The 16,193-nt window shown below is 72.6% G+C and carries 14 protein-coding genes and 1 pseudogene; 7 read left to right on the forward strand and 8 right to left on the reverse strand.

Annotated features, from left to right (window positions below):
* Positions 1 to 65 precede the first annotated feature (65 nt).
* Positions 66 to 245, forward strand: a complete 180-nt coding sequence (locus K5S26_RS06895; RefSeq protein ID WP_221857232.1) for a hypothetical protein — start codon at positions 66 to 68, stop codon at positions 243 to 245.
* A gap of 95 nt (positions 246 to 340) precedes the next feature.
* Here K5S26_RS06895 and K5S26_RS06900 read toward each other — a convergent pair whose 3' ends face one another.
* The 4 genes from K5S26_RS06900 to purL form a co-directional block, all read right to left on the reverse strand.
* On the reverse strand, positions 341 to 1,048 hold the full coding sequence (locus tag K5S26_RS06900; protein WP_221857233.1) for a hypothetical protein: 708 nt from the start codon (positions 1,046 to 1,048) through the stop codon (positions 341 to 343).
* A gap of 139 nt (positions 1,049 to 1,187) precedes the next feature.
* A complete protein-coding gene (locus K5S26_RS06905) occupies positions 1,188 to 1,589 on the reverse strand; it encodes a hypothetical protein (RefSeq protein WP_221857234.1) in 402 nt (133 codons plus the stop codon).
* 5 nt (positions 1,590 to 1,594) lie between these two features.
* The gene (locus tag K5S26_RS06910) at positions 1,595 to 1,756 is read right to left on the reverse strand and encodes a hypothetical protein (protein ID WP_221857417.1); all 162 of its coding nucleotides are present in this window, start codon (positions 1,754 to 1,756) and stop codon (positions 1,595 to 1,597) included.
* Positions 1,756 to 4,077, reverse strand: a complete 2,322-nt coding sequence (gene purL, locus K5S26_RS06915) for a phosphoribosylformylglycinamidine synthase subunit PurL (protein WP_221857235.1) — start codon at positions 4,075 to 4,077, stop codon at positions 1,756 to 1,758. The genes K5S26_RS06910 and purL overlap by 1 nt, the downstream gene beginning before the upstream one ends.
* A gap of 119 nt (positions 4,078 to 4,196) precedes the next feature.
* On the opposite strand from purL, the gene K5S26_RS06920 reads away from it, so the two are divergent.
* The gene (locus K5S26_RS06920; protein ID WP_221857236.1) at positions 4,197 to 5,747 is read left to right on the forward strand and encodes an OmpA family protein; all 1,551 of its coding nucleotides are present in this window, start codon (positions 4,197 to 4,199) and stop codon (positions 5,745 to 5,747) included.
* A 207-nt stretch (positions 5,748 to 5,954) separates the two neighbouring features.
* Here the strand turns inward: K5S26_RS06920 and K5S26_RS06925 are convergent, their stop codons facing one another.
* The 3 genes from K5S26_RS06925 to K5S26_RS06935 all read right to left on the reverse strand — a co-directional run bounded on the left by K5S26_RS06925 (position 5,955) and on the right by K5S26_RS06935 (position 9,472).
* Positions 5,955 to 7,169, reverse strand: coding sequence for a Fic family protein (locus K5S26_RS06925; RefSeq protein ID WP_221857237.1), 1,215 nt, complete (start codon positions 7,167 to 7,169; stop codon positions 5,955 to 5,957).
* A gap of 294 nt (positions 7,170 to 7,463) precedes the next feature.
* A complete protein-coding gene (locus K5S26_RS06930; RefSeq protein WP_308122821.1) occupies positions 7,464 to 8,519 on the reverse strand; it encodes an ABC transporter permease in 1,056 nt (351 codons plus the stop codon).
* Positions 8,516 to 9,472: an ABC transporter ATP-binding protein gene (locus tag K5S26_RS06935; RefSeq protein ID WP_221857238.1), complete on the reverse strand. Its 957-nt coding sequence runs from the start codon at positions 9,470 to 9,472 to the stop codon at positions 8,516 to 8,518. The genes K5S26_RS06930 and K5S26_RS06935 overlap by 4 nt, the downstream gene beginning before the upstream one ends.
* A gap of 82 nt (positions 9,473 to 9,554) precedes the next feature.
* On the opposite strand from K5S26_RS06935, the gene K5S26_RS06940 reads away from it, so the two are divergent.
* The 5 genes and pseudogenes from K5S26_RS06940 (at position 9,555) to K5S26_RS06960 (ending at position 14,907) form a co-directional block, all read left to right on the forward strand.
* Positions 9,555 to 11,216 carry a hypothetical protein gene (locus K5S26_RS06940; protein WP_221857240.1) on the forward strand — a complete coding sequence of 554 codons (1,662 nt, stop codon included), beginning with the start codon at positions 9,555 to 9,557 and terminating at the stop codon, positions 11,214 to 11,216.
* 101 nt (positions 11,217 to 11,317) lie between these two features.
* Positions 11,318 to 12,418 carry an NAD(P)-dependent alcohol dehydrogenase gene (locus K5S26_RS06945; protein WP_221857241.1) on the forward strand — a complete coding sequence of 367 codons (1,101 nt, stop codon included), beginning with the start codon at positions 11,318 to 11,320 and terminating at the stop codon, positions 12,416 to 12,418.
* Positions 12,419 to 12,537: 119 nt separating this feature from the next.
* Positions 12,538 to 13,350, forward strand: coding sequence for an amino acid ABC transporter substrate-binding protein (locus K5S26_RS06950; protein ID WP_221857242.1), 813 nt, complete (start codon positions 12,538 to 12,540; stop codon positions 13,348 to 13,350).
* Between the two features lie 126 nt (positions 13,351 to 13,476).
* Positions 13,477 to 14,135: pseudogene (locus K5S26_RS06955) on the forward strand (amino acid ABC transporter permease).
* Entirely contained in the window at positions 14,122 to 14,907 is a 786-nt protein-coding gene (locus K5S26_RS06960) for an amino acid ABC transporter ATP-binding protein (RefSeq protein ID WP_221857243.1), read from the forward strand. The pseudogene K5S26_RS06955 and the gene K5S26_RS06960 overlap by 14 nt, the downstream one beginning before the upstream one ends.
* Positions 14,908 to 14,934: 27 nt before the next feature.
* On the opposite strand, the gene K5S26_RS06965 is transcribed toward K5S26_RS06960, so the two are convergent.
* On the reverse strand, positions 14,935 to 16,161 hold the full coding sequence (locus K5S26_RS06965; RefSeq protein ID WP_221857244.1) for a DUF3137 domain-containing protein: 1,227 nt from the start codon (positions 16,159 to 16,161) through the stop codon (positions 14,935 to 14,937).
* Between the last annotated feature and the right edge of the window lie 32 nt (positions 16,162 to 16,193).

The raw sequence follows: 16,193 nt of genomic DNA on the forward strand, positions 1-16,193 counted from the left end.
CCATCCGCGTTCGTGGTGGGCGTGAGGGGGCCGCTGGGGCCGCCCGATGAGAGCAGGCGAGCAGCATGATCCAGAACGTCACCGTCACGACGGAAAGCACCGTGCGTCCGTCGTCGTCCGTCGATCGACCGCAGCGCGAGGACGGGGACGAGGAGGGCGCGCGTGGCCCTCGCGGCTTCTGGCTGCGCGTGGCCGACGGGCTCCTGGAGCTGCCGGCCGCGGTGTTCCTTCTCGCCCGTCCGTGAGTGCCGTATGGCACTCGCCGACGTTCCGTGAGTGCCGTATGGCACTCGCCGGCGTTCCGTGAGTGCCACATGGCACTCACGGGCGGCGGGGACGCCTATCCGTCGCGGCGGCGGCGCTCGATCTCGGGCGCGACGCGCTTCTCGAGGCTCTCGATCGCGGCGTCGGACAGCGCGATGAGCCCGTCGAGCTCGTCGCGCACTCGGCGATAGGCGACCTGCCGCTCCGCCGCCGTCGCCGACTGGTCCACCGCCACCTGCAGCAGCTGGTGGGCGCGGTCGAGCCGCTTGCGCTCGGCGTCGGTGAAGCCGCTGTCGCGGACGCGACGCGCCTCCTGCTCCGCGACGTCGAAGGCGACCTCGTAGTCGTGCACGGCGTCGCGGTACTCCGACAGGGCCTCGGCGTCGAGCCTCGTCTCGACCGAGGCGGGCCGCAGGCCGTCCGCGGCCTTCTTGGCCCGCAGGAAGGCGGCGGTGAGCGGCTCGCGACCGTCGCTCATGGTCGGGAACGCGATGAGCTTGCCGACGTCGAGCTCGTACTCCAGCCAGCGCCGGGTGACGTCGTCGTGCGCCGCCATCAGCCGCTTCAGCCGGTCGGCCCGGCTGCGGACGTCCGACTCCTCGACGCCGGAGGGCAGCGGCCGGCTCGACGCCTTCGCGCGCAGGAGCTCCATGCGCCGCTTGTGGCGTCGCTTCGCCGCGCGCTCGGACCACGCGGCGATCCCGCGCACGCCGGCGACGATCGATCCGCCGAAGACGAACCAGAGCCACCAGTAGCTGCCGAGGAATCCGAAGAGCTGCTCCACGGGTCGACTCTAGGCGCCGACGCGCTCGTCCGCCGTCGCCGGTCGAGGCCGACCGGGCGAGCCCGCCACTTTCCGTCGAGTCGGCAGGCGTTTCGATGCCGGGTCGACGATGTCGTGCGGGTTCGTGGGATGCCCGGCGCTACGCGCCGTCGAGCCAGGCTCCGAGCGCGGTCAGCTCGGCGGGCGTCAGCACCGCGGAGAGGAACACCGCGGCATCGTGACCGGTGGCCTGAGCGAGCAGCCAGGACGAGGGGGCGGCGCCGTCCGAGAGCGGTGCGAGCGCGGAGCTCGGCGACGGCGCGTCGGCTCGGAAGAGGAACGCGAGGGGCTCTCCGCGGAGGGTCTCGAGGATCGTCGCGCGGCCTTGGACGGCGTCCCGCACGTCATCGACGAGGAACGCCGACCCGTCCTCGAAGCGCACGCAGCCGACCTGCCGCCGTCCGAACACGCCCGGCAGCTCGACGCTCTCCGCGCGCGCCGTCGTCTCCGCGCCGGTCCACGGCTCCGCGGGGAGCGGGGTCTGCGCTCGTCGCCCGGCCACGGCGGTCAGCCGAACAGGAGCGCGAACAGCGTCGCGCCTCCGCCGGTGACGAGCAAGGCCCCGATGACGATCCACGCCACCGCGCGGATCCGCCGGTTGCGGCGCTCCAGCGGGTAGTCGGAGGCCTCGCCGTCGGGCTCGAGCTCGGAGTGGTTGATCATCGTCATCAGGCCACGGGCTCCTCGACGGTCGCCCCGAACGCCGCGGGCAGCGTGCCGGTCGACAGGGCGCGCAGCTCGGCGACGGGCACCTCGAAGAGCTCCTGGACGTCGAGCGACGGACCCTCCTCGGGGGAGCCCGCGTCGGTCACGCCGATCCGAAGCACCGGGTACCCGCGGCCCTCGCACAGCCCGCGGAACTTCACGTCCTCCTCGCGCGGCACCGTCACGATGACGCGGCCGGTCGACTCCGAGAACAGCGCGGTCGCGGCGTCCACGCCGTCGCGCTCCATGATCTCGCGCAGCCAGACGCGGGCGCCGACGCCGAACCGCAGCACGCCGTCGACCAGCGCCTGGGCGAGACCGCCCTCGGACAGGTCGTGCGCGCTCGAGACGAGCATCTCGTCCTTCGCGCCCTGGATCAGGCCCGCCAGGCGACGCTCGGCCGCCAGGTCGACCCGGGGCGGACGTCCGCCGAGGTGGCCGTGGATCGTGCCGGCCCAGGCCGACCCGTCCAGCTCGGTCGCCGTGGTGCCGAGCAGGTAGATGTTCTCGCCCGCGTCCTGCCATCCGCTCGGGATGCGGCGCGCGACGTCGTCGATGATGCCGAGCACGCCGACCACGGGGGTCGGGTGGATCGGGGTGTCACCGGTCTGGTTGTAGAACGACACGTTGCCGCCCGTGACCGGCACGCCGAGCTCGAGGCACGCGTCGGAGAGGCCGTCGACGGCCTGCGAGAACTGCCACATCACCTCGGGGTTCTCCGGCGAGCCGAAGTTGAGGCAGTCGGTGACGGCGGTCGGCATCGCGCCGGTGACGGCGACGTTGCGGTAGGCCTCCGCCAGCGCGAGCTGCGCCCCCGCGTACGGGTCGAGCTGGCAGTAGCGGCCGTTCGCGTCGGTGGCGATCGAGACGCCCAGGCCCGACTCCTCGTCGACGCGGATCATGCCGGCGTCGTCGGGGAAGGCCAGCGCCGTGTTGCCGAGCACGTAGTAGTCGTACTGGTTCGTGATCCAGCCGGCGTCCGCCAGGTTCGGCGACGCCACCAGCCTCTTCACCTGATCCAGGATCTCCCCGCCGTCGGTCGGGCGGGGGAGCACGGCGGCCGAGTCGGCCTGCAGCGCGTCGATCCATCCGGGGTACGCCACGGGCCGCTCGTACACCGGGCCGTCGACCGCGACGGTGGACGGGTCGACGTCGACGATGGTCTCGCCGTCCCAGGTGATGACGAGGCGTCCGTCACCGGTGACCTCGCCGAGCACGCTGGTCTCGACGTCCCACTTCTGCACGACGGCCAGGAAGGCGTCGAGCTTCTCCGGGGCGACGATCGCCATCATGCGCTCCTGCGACTCGCTCATGAGGATCTCCTCGGCGGTCAGCGTGGGGTCGCGCAGCAGCACGTTCGTGAGCTCGACGTTCATGCCCGAGCCGCCGTTGGCGGCCAGCTCGCTCGTGGCGCACGAGATCCCGGCGGCGCCGAGGTCCTGGATCGCCTCGACGAGATCGCCCGCGTACAGCTCCAGGCAGCACTCGATGAGCACCTTCTCGGCGAACGGGTCGCCGACCTGCACGGCCGGGCGCTTGGTGGGGCCGCCGTCGGCGAAGGTGTCGGACGCGAGGATGGACGCGCCGCCGATGCCGTCGCCGCCGGTGCGGGCGCCGAACAGCACGACCTTGTTGCCCGCGCCGGTGGCGTTGGCGAGGCGGATGTCCTCGTGGCGCATCACGCCGACCGCGAGCGCGTTGACGAGCGGGTTGGCCTGGTAGACGCCGTCGAACACGGTCTCTCCGCCGATGTTGGGCAGGCCGAGGCAGTTGCCGTAGGACGAGATGCCCGACACGACGCCGTGCACCACGCGCGCGGTGTCCGGGTGGTCGATCGCGCCGAAGCGCAGCTGGTCCATGACGGCGACGGGGCGGGCGCCCATCGAGATGATGTCGCGGACGATGCCGCCGACGCCGGTCGCGGCGCCCTGGAACGGCTCGATGTAGGAGGGGTGGTTGTGCGACTCGACCTTGAAGGTCACCGCCCAGCCCTCGCCGACGTCGACGACGCCGGCGTTCTGGCCCATGCCCACCATGAGTCGCTGCTTCATCTCTTCCGAGACCTTGTCGCCGAAGCGGCGCAGGTAGATCTTGCTCGACTTGTACGAGCAGTGCTCCGACCACATGACCGAGTACATCGCCAGCTCGCCCGAGGTGGGGCGACGGCCCAGGATCTCGCGGATCCTGGCGTACTCGTCTGGCTTGAGGCCGAGGGCCTCGTAAGGCTGCTCGCGCTCGGGCGTGGCGGCGGCGTGGGCGACGGTGTCGATGGGGGCGTTGGTCACGCGGGAGGCTCCTCGGCGGGCAGCGGGCCGGACGCCACGATTCTAGTCGGCGCTTCTGGGGGCCGCGGCGCCGCCCACTAGGGTGGCCGTAGATCGAGACTCTCCGGGGGATGGTGCGGATGCGCGCGCGGGTTGGGACGGCGGCGGCGATCGCGGCCGTGATGCTGCTGACGGGATGCACGGGAACGCCGGCGCCCGCGCCCGAGACGGAGGAGCCTGCGGCCCAGACGTCCGCCGCCGACGTCGACGAGGTCGTGGAGACGCGCACGGTCACGACCGACGGCGGCGAGATCGAGGTCGGCGTCCACCCGTTGGTCCGCGTCGGCGAGTACGTGGTGCTCACCGCGGACCTCGTGGCGACGCAGCTGCCGGACGGCGAGACCACGGTCTCGGGATCCGTCTTCGGGCTCGACGCGGCGCAGGGTGCGTACGTGCCGGCAGGGATGCTGCGCCTCATCGACGCCGAGGGCCTCCGCATCCACCTGCCGGGCCTCGACGACGCCGAGGAGCCGGTGGGCACGAGCGGCGGATCGTTCACGGTCGACGCGGACGGCCTGCGCGTGCAGCAGGTCTACGCCGCGCCGGAGGACGGCGTGCCGCTGGGGCTGCTTCTGCCCGGCGACTACATCGACGAGCTGCCCGTGGTCGAGGGGGAGCCCCCGGCCCCGACGCTGTCGGACGACGACGCGGCCGATCCGCTCGACGTGGCCGAGGTCGCGTCGGCGACGGTGACGTCGCTGGACAGCATCACCCGCCAGCTCGACGGCGCCGTGCAGGTGGTCGAGTCGACCGAGGAGGTGCGGATCGACCTCAGCGGCGACGTGCTGTTCGAGTTCGGGTCGGCCGAGCTTGGGCCCGACGCGGACGCGGTGGTCGACGCCGCCGTCGCCACGCTCGAGGCCCGCGGGGCGGGCGAGGTCGACGTCGTGGGGCACACCGACGACGTTGGCGACGACGCGTCGAACCAGACGCTCTCCGAGGAGCGCGCCGACTCGGTGGCGCAGGCCCTGTCGGAGCGCGTCGACACCGACGCGTTCGACATCCGGGCGTCCGGTCGCGGCGAGTCGGAGCCGCTCGTCGCGAACGACTCCGAGGAGAACCGCCAGCTCAACCGCCGGGTGACGCTGACGCTCACGACCCAGGAGATCACCCGCTCGGAGATCCCCACGACGGGCGAGCTGCCCCCGTTCGAGGACGGCCCCGTCGCGACCGGTGCGGAGGGCTTCGACCTCGAGGAGTCGCGGGCGGGCGAGTTCCACGTCTCCGCTCCGTCGGCCCGCCGCGTGGGCGGGCTGATCGCCGTCACCGTCGAGGCGACCCGCACCGACGAGGGCGCGTACGACAGCGGGTGGGCGGTCAACCTCTCGGCCAGCGCGTTCGGCTACCGCGGCGAGGGCACGTCGATGGACCTGTACCCGTTCTCGCCGCGGCTGCTCGTCGGGGACACGGCCGTGTACCCGCTCGACTACGCGATCGGCGCGCAGGAGAGCGGCACCGAGGAGTACCGCCTCGCCGGCGACAACGACGCGCAGCAGGGAGCCGGTGGCGGCCAGACGCTGAGCTTCGTCGCGCTCTACCCCGACGTGGCCGGCGCGGACGAGATCACGATCGAGAACCTCGGGGGCGCCGCGAGCACGAACTACCGCCTCACGGACATCCCCGTGGAGTGAGGCGCAGCGCCGCTTGCGCCCGTGCGGTCAGGGTCTCGCCGACGAGCCGCGATGAAGGCGCTCGCGCCTCGGGCGGCGACGCGAGGCTGCGGCGTCCTCCGCTCAGGCGATGCGGGGGAAGGACGCGCTCATCGCGGGGCATGCGCTGAGCCTGGGGGCCGGTGATCACCCGCGACCGGGGATTCTCGCGGTTCACGTCGCTGACGGTCATGATCGTCGAGTGATCCGACCCGTCGCGTTCCGTCGGCCGGCCCGCTCGGCGAACCGGTCCAACGCCGCGAGGATCTCGTCGCTGCGCCAGAACGGGCCCAGGCGATGCTCGGCCTTGGGCTTCAGGATTCCGGCGTCCACCAGTGCTTGAAGCGGCGGGTAGATGTTCGGGCGTTGCGCGCCGATCTCGGAGGCGGCGGTCTCGGCGTCGATCACCGGTCGCCGGACGATCACGTCGAGCAGGCGCCACGCGTTGCTTGAGCGGCGCACGGTGAGCTGCGTCTCCCACCGGCCGCGGGTCGCGTCGATCTCCGCGACGAGCTGCCGGGCATTGGCGATCGCGCGGAGCGCCGCGTGCGCGAACGCGGATACGATCGCCGCCGGGTCGCCCGCGCGGTAGGACGTGAGTGCTTGGTGGTAGCCGTCGACGTCCGCGAGCAGCCCGGCGGATACGGGAACGGCGACGTTGCGGGTCACACCGCGTCCGCGCAGCATCGCCTGCGCCAGCGCGCGCCCGGTGCGGCCGTTGCCGTCGCTGAACGGGTGGATGGTCTCGAACTGCGCATGGGCGATCGCCACCGCGACCAGTGGTGGGAGGTCGGGTCGCCGGGCGAACGCGGTGAGGTCCTCGATCAGTGCCGGGATCCGCGCGTGGTGCGGGGCGACGTAGTCGGCCCCGATCGGCGAGTCGGATCGCGTGCCGATCCAGACGGGCTCGCCGCGCCACGCGCCGGGCGTGTGGCGCGGCTGATCCTGCATCAGCACGGCGTGCATCCGCAGGATCGTGTCGGCATCGATCCTGTCGGCCAGGTCGAGTGCCGCCGTCATCGTGCGGGTGTTGGCCGCGATCAGCTCGGCGTTGCGGCTGCGGCTCGCGCCCAACTCGGCCGAGAAGATCGCCCGTGCGCTCGCGGTGAGGTTCTCGATCTGCGACGACGAGGCGGCTTCGGACCGCAGCAGCAGCGGTGCGAAGCCCTGGATCCGGCTGCCCAGTTCTGCGTCGAAGCGCGCGAGCTCGCTCGTGGCGGCGCCTGCCTCGGCGACGAGGGGGGCAGACAGGTCGGGGATGCGCGCCGCAATGAACGCGGGAGCGGCAGCGTCGTACAGCCCACGCCCGTCGGCTCCCGCGGCGAGTCCCCACGCGGACGCGGGTACCCACTCGAGCGTCTCGTGCTCGAGAGCCGGCCAGGCGCGGTGATCTGCGGAAGTCATACGCCCCACTCATGTCTGTATGGGTAATTCAGTTACTCATAATACGTGCGGCGATCTGTATGATTAAGCCCTCCGCGAGGATTCGCGCGGCTCGCCCGGTGGCGGTCGGATCGTCACGTGACCTAAGCCGTTCCTCGGCGCTCTGCTCAGCGCAGACACTGGCCCGCGCTGAGCATCCTGCCCGAAGCGATCCTTGACACCAAGCCTGGACATGTGGCGGTGTTCTGTTCCGGGGCCGGACGGGGGAGTCTCCGCTGTTTCACCGCCGTCGGCACCGGACGTCGCGCGCGCCCGTCAGGCGATGCGCGTGCCGCGCGCCAGCCGCCCGGCGGGGGTGCGGGTGCGCCACCAGGCCCACCACAGCGCTCCGGCGGCGAGCACGAGGTGGATGCCCATGCCGACGAACCAGCTCGGCGTGGTGGACGCGATGATCTCCTCGCCGGTCGGATACAGCTCCTCTTCCGACTGCTCGCATTCGTCGTAGACGCGCTCGAGCTCGGGGGTCTGCTGCGCGTAGCGGATCCCGAGCTTGATCTGCCCGAACAGGTCGACCGGATACCCGTTGCCGTCGAAGGTCGTGGGCGTCGCATCCGCGAGGATCACGTACGGGTTCGCCGCGAGGAAGCCCCACACCCTGTCGTAGCGGGGGGAGTCGTACGTGGACGTCTGCCACTCCTCGCAGTCGTACGTGCTGTCGTCGCCGTAGGAGAGGTAGCGGCTGGTCTCGACGACCTCGCTGCGCACGGCCGCGCCGCCGAGCCCGAACGCGATCAAGGTGCCGATGCTCAGTGCGGCGACGACGAGGTAGGTCACGGCGACCGAGAACAGGGGCCGGGCGAGCACGCCCGACAGGCCCACGCCCACGGCCGCGACGACGCCCACCTCGAACACGAGGACCAGGAGCGACACCGCGACCACGCCCGGCTCGACGCCGCCCGCGAGCGTCGCCACCAGCAGGAACGGCACCGCCACCGCCAGGAACGCGAGCCCTGTGACCCACGCCGCGAGGAGCTTCCCGAGGATGATCTGGCCGGTGGTCGCGAGCGTCACCTGCACCGGGGCGAGCGTCGCGGCGTCCCGGTCGCCGTTGATCGCGTTGCCGCTCAGCGCGGGGGAGACGAGCGTGGCGAGCAGCAGCACGAAGAAGACGACGATCGAATAGACGGTGTCGCCCGTCGAGTCCCAGCTGCTGGACACGGCGAAGGCGAGACCGGTGACCGCCAGCAGCAGCGCCGCGAACACCCCCAGCAGCACGTACCAGGCCACGCTCCGCACCCGCTGGCGCAGCTCGAGGCCGACGATGGTCCCGATGCCGCGCAGGTAGCCGGCGCCGCTCTGATGCGTGCTCACGATGCGTGGCCCTCCGGTGCGCTCAGACCCAGGAACGTCTGTTCGAGCCGCCCCGCGACCGGGGCGAACTCGGTGATCCGCAGACCCGCCGTCACCATCGCCGAGAGGGCCGCGGCCGCCGCCTCGTCCGAGGGGAACGGCGCCACGAGATCGCCGCGGTCACGGCGGAGCGCCGCCGTGTTCACGCCGGCTGTCGCGAGCAGGACGACGATCTCGCGGTTGCCGGCTGGATCGCCCTGGCCCGGCAGCAGCCGGATCCGCCAGTCGCGCTCGCCGGCGCTGGCACGGGCGACGTCGCCCTCCGACACGACCGTGCCCCTCACCATGAAGACGGCGTCGTCGGCGATCTCCTCGAGCTCCGAGAGCACGTGGCTCGAGACCAGGACCGTGCGGCCGCCCGCCGCGAGGCTGCGCAGCAGCGATCGCAGCTCGATGCGGGCCTGCGGATCGAGGCCCGAGGCCGGCTCGTCGAGCAGCAGCACCGCCGGGTCGTGCACGAGCGCTCGGGCCAGGCCGAGGCGCTGCTTCTGCCCACGAGAGAGGACACGGGCGGGCCGATCCGCCAGGTCCGTCAGGCCGACGACGGCGAGCAGCTCGGCGGCCCGGGCGGCCGCGCGCTGCGCCGACAGCCGATATAGACGGCCCGTCACGGCGAGGGTCTCGCGCGCCGTGAGCGAGGGCCACGCGCCGAGCGCGTCGGGCATCCAGCCGACGCGGGACCGCACGACCGCCGGGCTCGACACGGGGTCGGCCCCCGCGATCGCGATCGAGCCGGCGTCGGGGCGCAGCAGCGAGGCGAGCATGAGCAGGAGCGTCGTCTTGCCGGAGCCGTTCGGCCCGACCAGCGCGGTGACGCGGCCGGCGGGGGCCTCGAACGTCGCGTCCGACACGGCGTTCACGTCTCCGAACGAGCGACGGACGCCGCGGACGGCGATGCCGGGATTGTCTGCCACGTCTCGACCCTATGCCCCGCCGCCCGGCCGGCAGCGGCGCCTCACGGCGGACGAGCGCCCCCAGCCCGGATAGCCTCGGACCATGGCCCGGCGCGACCTCGACCTCATCCGCAACGTCGACGAGGCACTGCGAGGAGACGCGTTCGACCTGGTCTCCTACGCCGGACGCGTGCTCGAGATGCTGCGCCGGCCCCTCGATCCGAACGGCGCCCCCGTGGCGGGCATGCCCACGCTCGGCGAGATGGTGGACCGCACGCTCGCGGACGCGGTGCGCCAGAGCGACGCGCTGCTGCTCGCGATGGCTCCGCTGCTCGACGGCGCGGGGGCGGCCGACTCGGCCCTCGCCGGGCGGATCCGCGCCGAGGCGGCCGGGCGCTGGCGCAGCCTGCCGCAATGGCTCGCGACGCATGCGCGAGCGGCCGTGCCCGGGGCGCGCGGCGACGGCAGCCCCACGATCACCGGCGTCGCCGCGTTCGGCCACGTCCTCGGCGCCGACGCGACGATCATCGTCGGCGCCGAGCTGGCCGACGGGACGCCCGCCACCGCCACGGTGTTCATCGACCGCGACGCCGGGGCCGTCGTCGGCGACGCGTTCATCGCGCCGGAGACGTTCGAGGCGGCCCTCGCGGCAGGAGCGAAGGGGGTCGACGCCGACGAGTTCCCGCGGCAGGAGATCTCACCGGCCGACGCCCGCGTGCGGATCGAGCGTGCCGTCGCCGAGGATCTCGCCGTCGACCCGCCGCTCGTCACCGAGACCTGGCCGGCTTGCCGTCCGATGCTGGCCTGGATCCTGCGCGCGCTCCCGGAGGGCGGCACCGGCTTCGCGCGGACCGAGGAGGACCCGGCCACGGACGACGCGCTGGTCGCCGACGTCGCCCGACGGTCGGCAGGCGGCGACTCCCACGTGCGAGCCCTCATCGCGCTGAACCGCGCCCACAGCGGGTCGGGCGACCCCCGTCTGTGGAGCGACACCTTCGTCGAGGACCTGCTGCTCGACCTGCTGCCGTTCGACGACGCGGCCGCCGCCGACCCGGACGGCGCCCTCGCCGCGCTGCGCGCGCTCGTCGAGGCCGGCCACGACGCGGCGGGGGTCGCGGAGCGGCTCACCCGCCACACGCTCGACGCGATCGACGAGCTCGCGCGCGACTTCCTCGACCTCGCGACGGCCGAGGAGGCCGAGAGCCCCGACGACGACCCCGTCGCGCACGAGCTCGCGCTGCTCGCCCTGCGCGTCGGAGGTCGGCGCCGGCTCGACGCTCTCGACCGCCTCCCCATCACGCGCGTGGTGCCCGACCTGCGGGGCGTGGACGATCGCTCGCGCGCCGGGCTCGAGACCGTCCACGGGCTGATCGAGCGCGCGGCGGGGGCGGTCTTCGACGACGCCGAGCTCGCGATCGCGGCGGCGCGCGTCGCCGACCTGCTCGCCGAGGCCGCGCCGCGGGTGTTCGTCGCCGGCAAGCCGCAGCTGGCGGCCGCCGCCGTGTGCTGGATCGCCGGGCGCGCGAACGACGCCCTGGGCGTCGACGACGCCGACCGCGAGGTCGCGCTGATGCGTGCGCTCGGCCTTCGCGGGCGATCGCCGCAGACGCGCGCCGAGGCCTACCTCGGCCTGCTCGGCGTCCCCGACCCCGCCGAGTGGGCGGCCGATCCCGCCCTCGACGATCCGTCTCTGCTGACCGCGGCCGCGCGGGCCCGCATCATCGCGCGCCGCGACGAGCTGCGGGAGCGACTCGCCCGCCCCTGAAAGGCGGGCCGTCCCCAGGCGGGCGCGGCCCGTGCCGCTGCGCGTAGAGTCCGATCAGGCGCCCGCAGCGTGGCGGGGCCATCCGGCACAGGAGGTACGGGATGAAGGTCAAGGCTGCCGTCGCGGAAGAGCTGGGAAGCCCGCTCGAGATCCGCGAGCTCGCGCTCGACGAGCCGCGCGCGAACGAGGTGCAGGTGCGGATGACGGCCACGGGCGTGTGCCACACGGACGCCGTGGTCAGGGACGGCTGGATCCCGACCACGCTGCCGCTCGTGCTGGGCCACGAGGGAGCGGGCGTGGTCGAACGGGTGGGCGCCGCCGTGACCCACCTGCAGCCGGGGGACCACGTGGTGCTCAGCGTGAACAGCTGCGGAGCCTGCCGCTCGTGCCTCGCCGGACACCCCGCGTACTGCGAGGACAGCTATGCGCACAACTTCGCCGGCGGGCGGATCGACGGGTCCAGCGCGTTCTCCGCGGACGACGGCAGCGTCGTCCGCTCGCACTTCTTCGGGCAGTCCTCCTTCGCCGAGGTCGTCAACGCGTCGGTGCGCAGCGTCGTGAAGATCCCCGACGACTTCCCCCTCGAGCTCGCGGGCCCGCTCGGCTGCGGCATCCAGACCGGCGCCGGCGCCGTGCTGAACGTGCTGCGTCCGGCGCCGGGCGGCAGCTTCGTGGTGTTCGGGGCCGGGGCGGTCGGGATGTCCGCGCTGCTCGCAGCGGTCGCCGGCCGCGTCGGCACGATCGTCGCGGTCGACGTCAACGACGGGCGCCTGGCGCTCGCGCGCGAGCTGGGCGCCACCCACACGATCAACGGCTCCTCCGAGGACGCGGTGGCCCGGATCCTGGAGATCACCGGCGGCGGCGTGCAGACGGCCCTCGACACGACGGGCAACGCGGCGGTCTTCCGGCAGATGGTCGCCGCGCTCGGGGTCGCGGGGCACGCCGCGGCGCTCGGGGCGGCGTCGGCCGGCAGCGAGGGCGTGATCGACCTGCCGACCGCGCTGTCCCGCGGCATCCGGATCACGTGGGTGGTCGAGGGCGACGCCGTGCCGCAGCTGTTCATCCCCGAGCTGATCGCGCTCCACCGCGCCGGGCAGTTCCCCTACGACAGGCTCGTGAAGACGTACCCCTTCGACGACATCGCGACGGCGTTCGCCGACTCCGAGTCGGGTGAGGTGCTCAAGCCGGTCGTCGTGTTCTGAGCGCGCGGACGCGCCGCGGCGATACGAAGCGTCACACCGGCTCGACATCCCGCACCCGACGTGCTGTGCTTGACGACCTGATCGATCGATCCCTTCCCGATCCCACGAGGTCCAGTCACATGCGCATCACCCGAACCGCCCCTGCCCGCATCGCCGCCGGCGCCACGGCCGCCGTCGCCCTGCTCGCGCTCGCCGGGTGCTCGCAGCCCGCCGAGGAGACGGCTGACGGCGACGGCCCGGCCGCCCTCTCGGACGGCACGCTGGTCGTCGCCACCGAGGGCACCTACCCTCCGTTCAGCTACCACGAGGACGGATCGGGCGACCTCACCGGCTACGACGTGGAGGTCGCACGCGCCGTCGCCGAGAAGCTGGGCGTCGAGATCGAGTTCCAGGAGACGCAGTGGGACGCGATCTTCGCCGGGCTGGACGCCGGGCGCTTCGAGACCATCGCCAACCAGGTGACGATCAACGAGGAACGCCAGGAGAAGTACACGTTCTCGGCGCCGTACACCGTGTCGCCGGGAGTCATCGTGGTTCCCGAGGACAACACCGACATCGCGTCGTTCGACGACCTCGACGGCAAGACCACGGCGCAGTCGCTGTCCAGCAACTGGGGCGCCCTGGCCGAGGAGTCGGGCGCGAACGTGGAGAGCGTCGAGGGATGGGCGCAGGCGGTCGCGCTGCTCGAGCAGGGTCGCATCGACGCGACCATCAACGACAAGCTGACGGTGCTCGACTACCAGCAGCAGAACCCCGACGCGCCGATCAAGATCGCGGCCGAGACGCCCGAGGCCGGCGAGGCGGCGTTCGTCTTCACGAACGACAACGCCGACCTTGCCGAGGCGGTCGACGGCGCGCTGGCCGAGCTGGCCGAGGACGGCACGCTGGCCGAGCTCGGCGAGCAGTTCTTCGGCACCGACGTCTCGCAGTAGGCCCCCGCTCTCGACGAGTGTGTCCCACTTCGTGCCGCTCTGCATCCGCATTCCGGCGCGAAGTGGGACACACTCGTCGTGAGAGCGGCGCGAAGTGGGACATGACCGGAGGAGGGGAGGAGCCGGATGGACTGGGAGCTGATCGGTCAGTCGTTCTGGCCGCTGCTGGTCGGCGGGCTGACGGCGACGATCCCGCTGGCGCTGGCGTCGTTCGCGATCGGCCTCGTCATCGCGATCGGGATCGCGCTGCTGCGGCTGTCGCCCAACCGGGTGCTGTCGTGGATCGGGCGGGCGTACGTCTCCGCGATCCGCGGCACGCCGATGCTCGTCCAGCTCTTCGTGATCTTCTACGGCCTGCCGTCGATCGGCGTCACGCTGGAGCCGTGGCCCAGCGCGATCATCGCGCTCTCGCTGAACGTGGGCGGGTACGCCGCCGAGGTGGTGCGCGCGGCGATCCTCTCGGTTCCCAAGGGGCAGTGGGAGGCCGGGTACACGATCGGCATGAGCAACGCCACGACCCTGCGGCGCATCATCCTGCCGCAGGCGGCCCGGGTGAGCGTGCCGCCGCTGTCCAACACGTTCATCTCGCTCGTGAAGGACACCTCCCTGACGTCGATGATCCTCGTCACCGAATGTTCAAGGAGGCGCAGCGGATCGCGTCGGTCACCTTCGAGTTCATGACGCTCTACATCGAGGCGGCGTTCATCTACTGGCTGTTCTGCACGGTGCTGGCCGCCGCTCAGGACCGGCTCGAGAAGAGGCTGGACCGCTATGTCGCCCACTGACCCCTCGGCGCAGAAGACGCCCCTCCTGCGCGCCACCGGGCTCCGCAAGGCCTTCGGCGATCACGAGGTGCTGCGCGGCATCGACCTGGAGGTGCGTCGGGGCCAGGTCATCGCGCTGATCGGGCCGAGCGGCTCGGGCAAGACCACCGTGCTGCGCTCGCTCAACGGGCTCGAGACGCCCGACGCCGGAGTGCTGGCGTTCGACGGCGGTCCCGAGGTGGACTTCGCCCGCGGCGTCGCGAAGCAGCAGCGCTTCGCCGTGCGGGACCGCTCGGCGATGGTGTTCCAGCACCACAACCTCTTCCCGCACCGCACCGTGATCCAGAACGTGATCGAGGGGCCCGTCACGGTGCAGCGCGAGCCGCGCGCCGACGCCGTGCTGCGCGCGGAGGCGCTGCTCGAGCGCGTCGGGCTGGCCGAGAAGCGCGACGCCTACCCCCACGAGCTGTCGGGCGGTCAGCAGCAGCGCGTCGGCATCGTGCGGGCGCTCGCGCTGCGGCCCGACCTGCTGCTGTTCGACGAGCCGACGTCGGCGCTCGATCCCGAGCTCGTCGGCGAGGTGCTGGTCGTGATGAAGGAGCTCGCCGACGAGGGATGGACGATGGTCGTCGTCACCCACGAGCTCCAGTTCGCGCGCGAGGTGGCCGACGAGGTGCTGTTCCTCGACGGGGGAGTGGTCGCCGAGCGCGGCGCCCCCGAGCAGATCTTCCGTGCCCCGCGCGAGGAGCGCACGCGGCGCTTCCTCGATCGCATCCTGCGCCCCTTCGACTGACCGGCACCGGATCGCCGGGCGCGCGGATCAGCGGAACAGCAGAAGGCTGAGCGGGCCCAGCAGCATCGGGACGGCGATGAAGCCGAGTGCCACCACGATGATGACCACCGCTGCCCAGGGGATGCCGCTGCGGAGGCGGCGACCGGGCTGGGCGACGCCCTTCGGGCCGAGCCATGCCGTCGGCGTCGGGGGCGCCACGGCGGACGGCGCCTGCGCGTGCGGCTGCAGCGGCATCGGCATCCCGGCCGCCACCGGAGATCCCGGGGGCGCGGCGGCCGTCGCGGGGAGCGCCGCCGCCTGCGCGAGTCGCGCGTGCTCGGCGGCGAGGCGCTCGTCGCGCCACCGGGCCCACTGAGCGAGCTTGTCCATGAGCGCGGAGACGGCCGAGAACAGCCAGGCCCAGGTGGCGGGATCGGTCGTCGAGACCGGGCGCCCCGCGTAGAGGAACAGCCAGTCGTCGACGATCTCGACGTCGAGCTGCGCCAGGTTGTCCATGAACCGCACCATGATGTCGGGCGTGAAGAGGTAGAGCGCGTCGGCCTCGTATCCCTGCGGGCAGTACAGCGTGAAGTACTGGTCGAAGTCGCCCTCGAGGCTCAGCCGTTGCTGCTTCGAGAAGGACGCCGGCAGGTTCGACCCGAACAGGCCGTTGTTGCCGACGGCGTCGAGCACGATGTGGGGCAGCGGGGTGTCGAGGTGGATCGCGACGTATCCCCAGCGGTGCGTCGTCTGGTTCTTGCCCGATCCCGTCGTGTACTGGTAGTTCGCGAACTCGGCGAACCGAGGCTGCTCGCCGCGCAGCAGGTCGGTGGCCAGCCGGCTGCTGCCGCGGTCAAAGATCATCCCGGGCAGCGGGGGCGTGGCGAGGCGGGGCATGTACTGCATCGCGTTGGCGCGGGCGAAGCCGTCGAGGCGGTAGCGGCGCTCCTTGGCGGAGCCGCCGAAGTGGCGCACCGCCAGCCAGATCAGGACGCCGACGACGGCGATCACGCCCAGCACGGCGGGGACGACGAGCAGGCCGAGCCCACCCACGGCGACGACGCTGATGAACGCGGTGACGGCGCCCAGCATCCCGAGCATCAGCGGCACCGTCACCGCCAGCACCACGACCAGCGCGACCACGTTCATGCCGGTGCCGGGGAACCGCCGTGTGAGCTCCGTGTGGAAGCGCTTGACCGCCTGTGGATCGACCGGGTCGGTCAGCGGGCGCGCGTCGAACGGGTACGTGCGCGGGGCGGGATGGGGCGTCGTCACGTCCGCCACGTTAGCGCGGCCGTTCGCGCTCG

The sequence above is a fragment of the Microbacterium marinilacus genome, from assembly GCF_019753765.1.
GTDB lineage: Bacteria > Actinomycetota > Actinomycetes > Actinomycetales > Microbacteriaceae > Microbacterium > Microbacterium marinilacus.

What these genes read in the sequence shown, in the direction of transcription:
- K5S26_RS06950 (WP_221857242.1), top strand. Translation starts at nt 12,538, where the DNA reads ATGCGCATCACCCGAACCGCCCCTGCCCGCATCGCCGCCGGCGCCACG.
- K5S26_RS06895 (WP_221857232.1), top strand. Translation starts at nt 66, where the DNA reads ATGATCCAGAACGTCACCGTCACGACGGAAAGCACCGTGCGTCCGTCG.
- K5S26_RS06910 (WP_221857417.1), bottom strand. Translation starts at nt 1,756, where the DNA reads ATGACGATGATCAACCACTCCGAGCTCGAGCCCGACGGCGAGGCCTCC.
- K5S26_RS06960 (WP_221857243.1), top strand. Translation starts at nt 14,122, where the DNA reads ATGTCGCCCACTGACCCCTCGGCGCAGAAGACGCCCCTCCTGCGCGCC.
- K5S26_RS06925 (WP_221857237.1), bottom strand. Translation starts at nt 7,169, where the DNA reads ATGACTTCCGCAGATCACCGCGCCTGGCCGGCTCTCGAGCACGAGACG.
- K5S26_RS06920 (WP_221857236.1), top strand. Translation starts at nt 4,197, where the DNA reads ATGCGCGCGCGGGTTGGGACGGCGGCGGCGATCGCGGCCGTGATGCTG.
- K5S26_RS06940 (WP_221857240.1), top strand. Translation starts at nt 9,555, where the DNA reads ATGGCCCGGCGCGACCTCGACCTCATCCGCAACGTCGACGAGGCACTG.
- K5S26_RS06945 (WP_221857241.1), top strand. Translation starts at nt 11,318, where the DNA reads ATGAAGGTCAAGGCTGCCGTCGCGGAAGAGCTGGGAAGCCCGCTCGAG.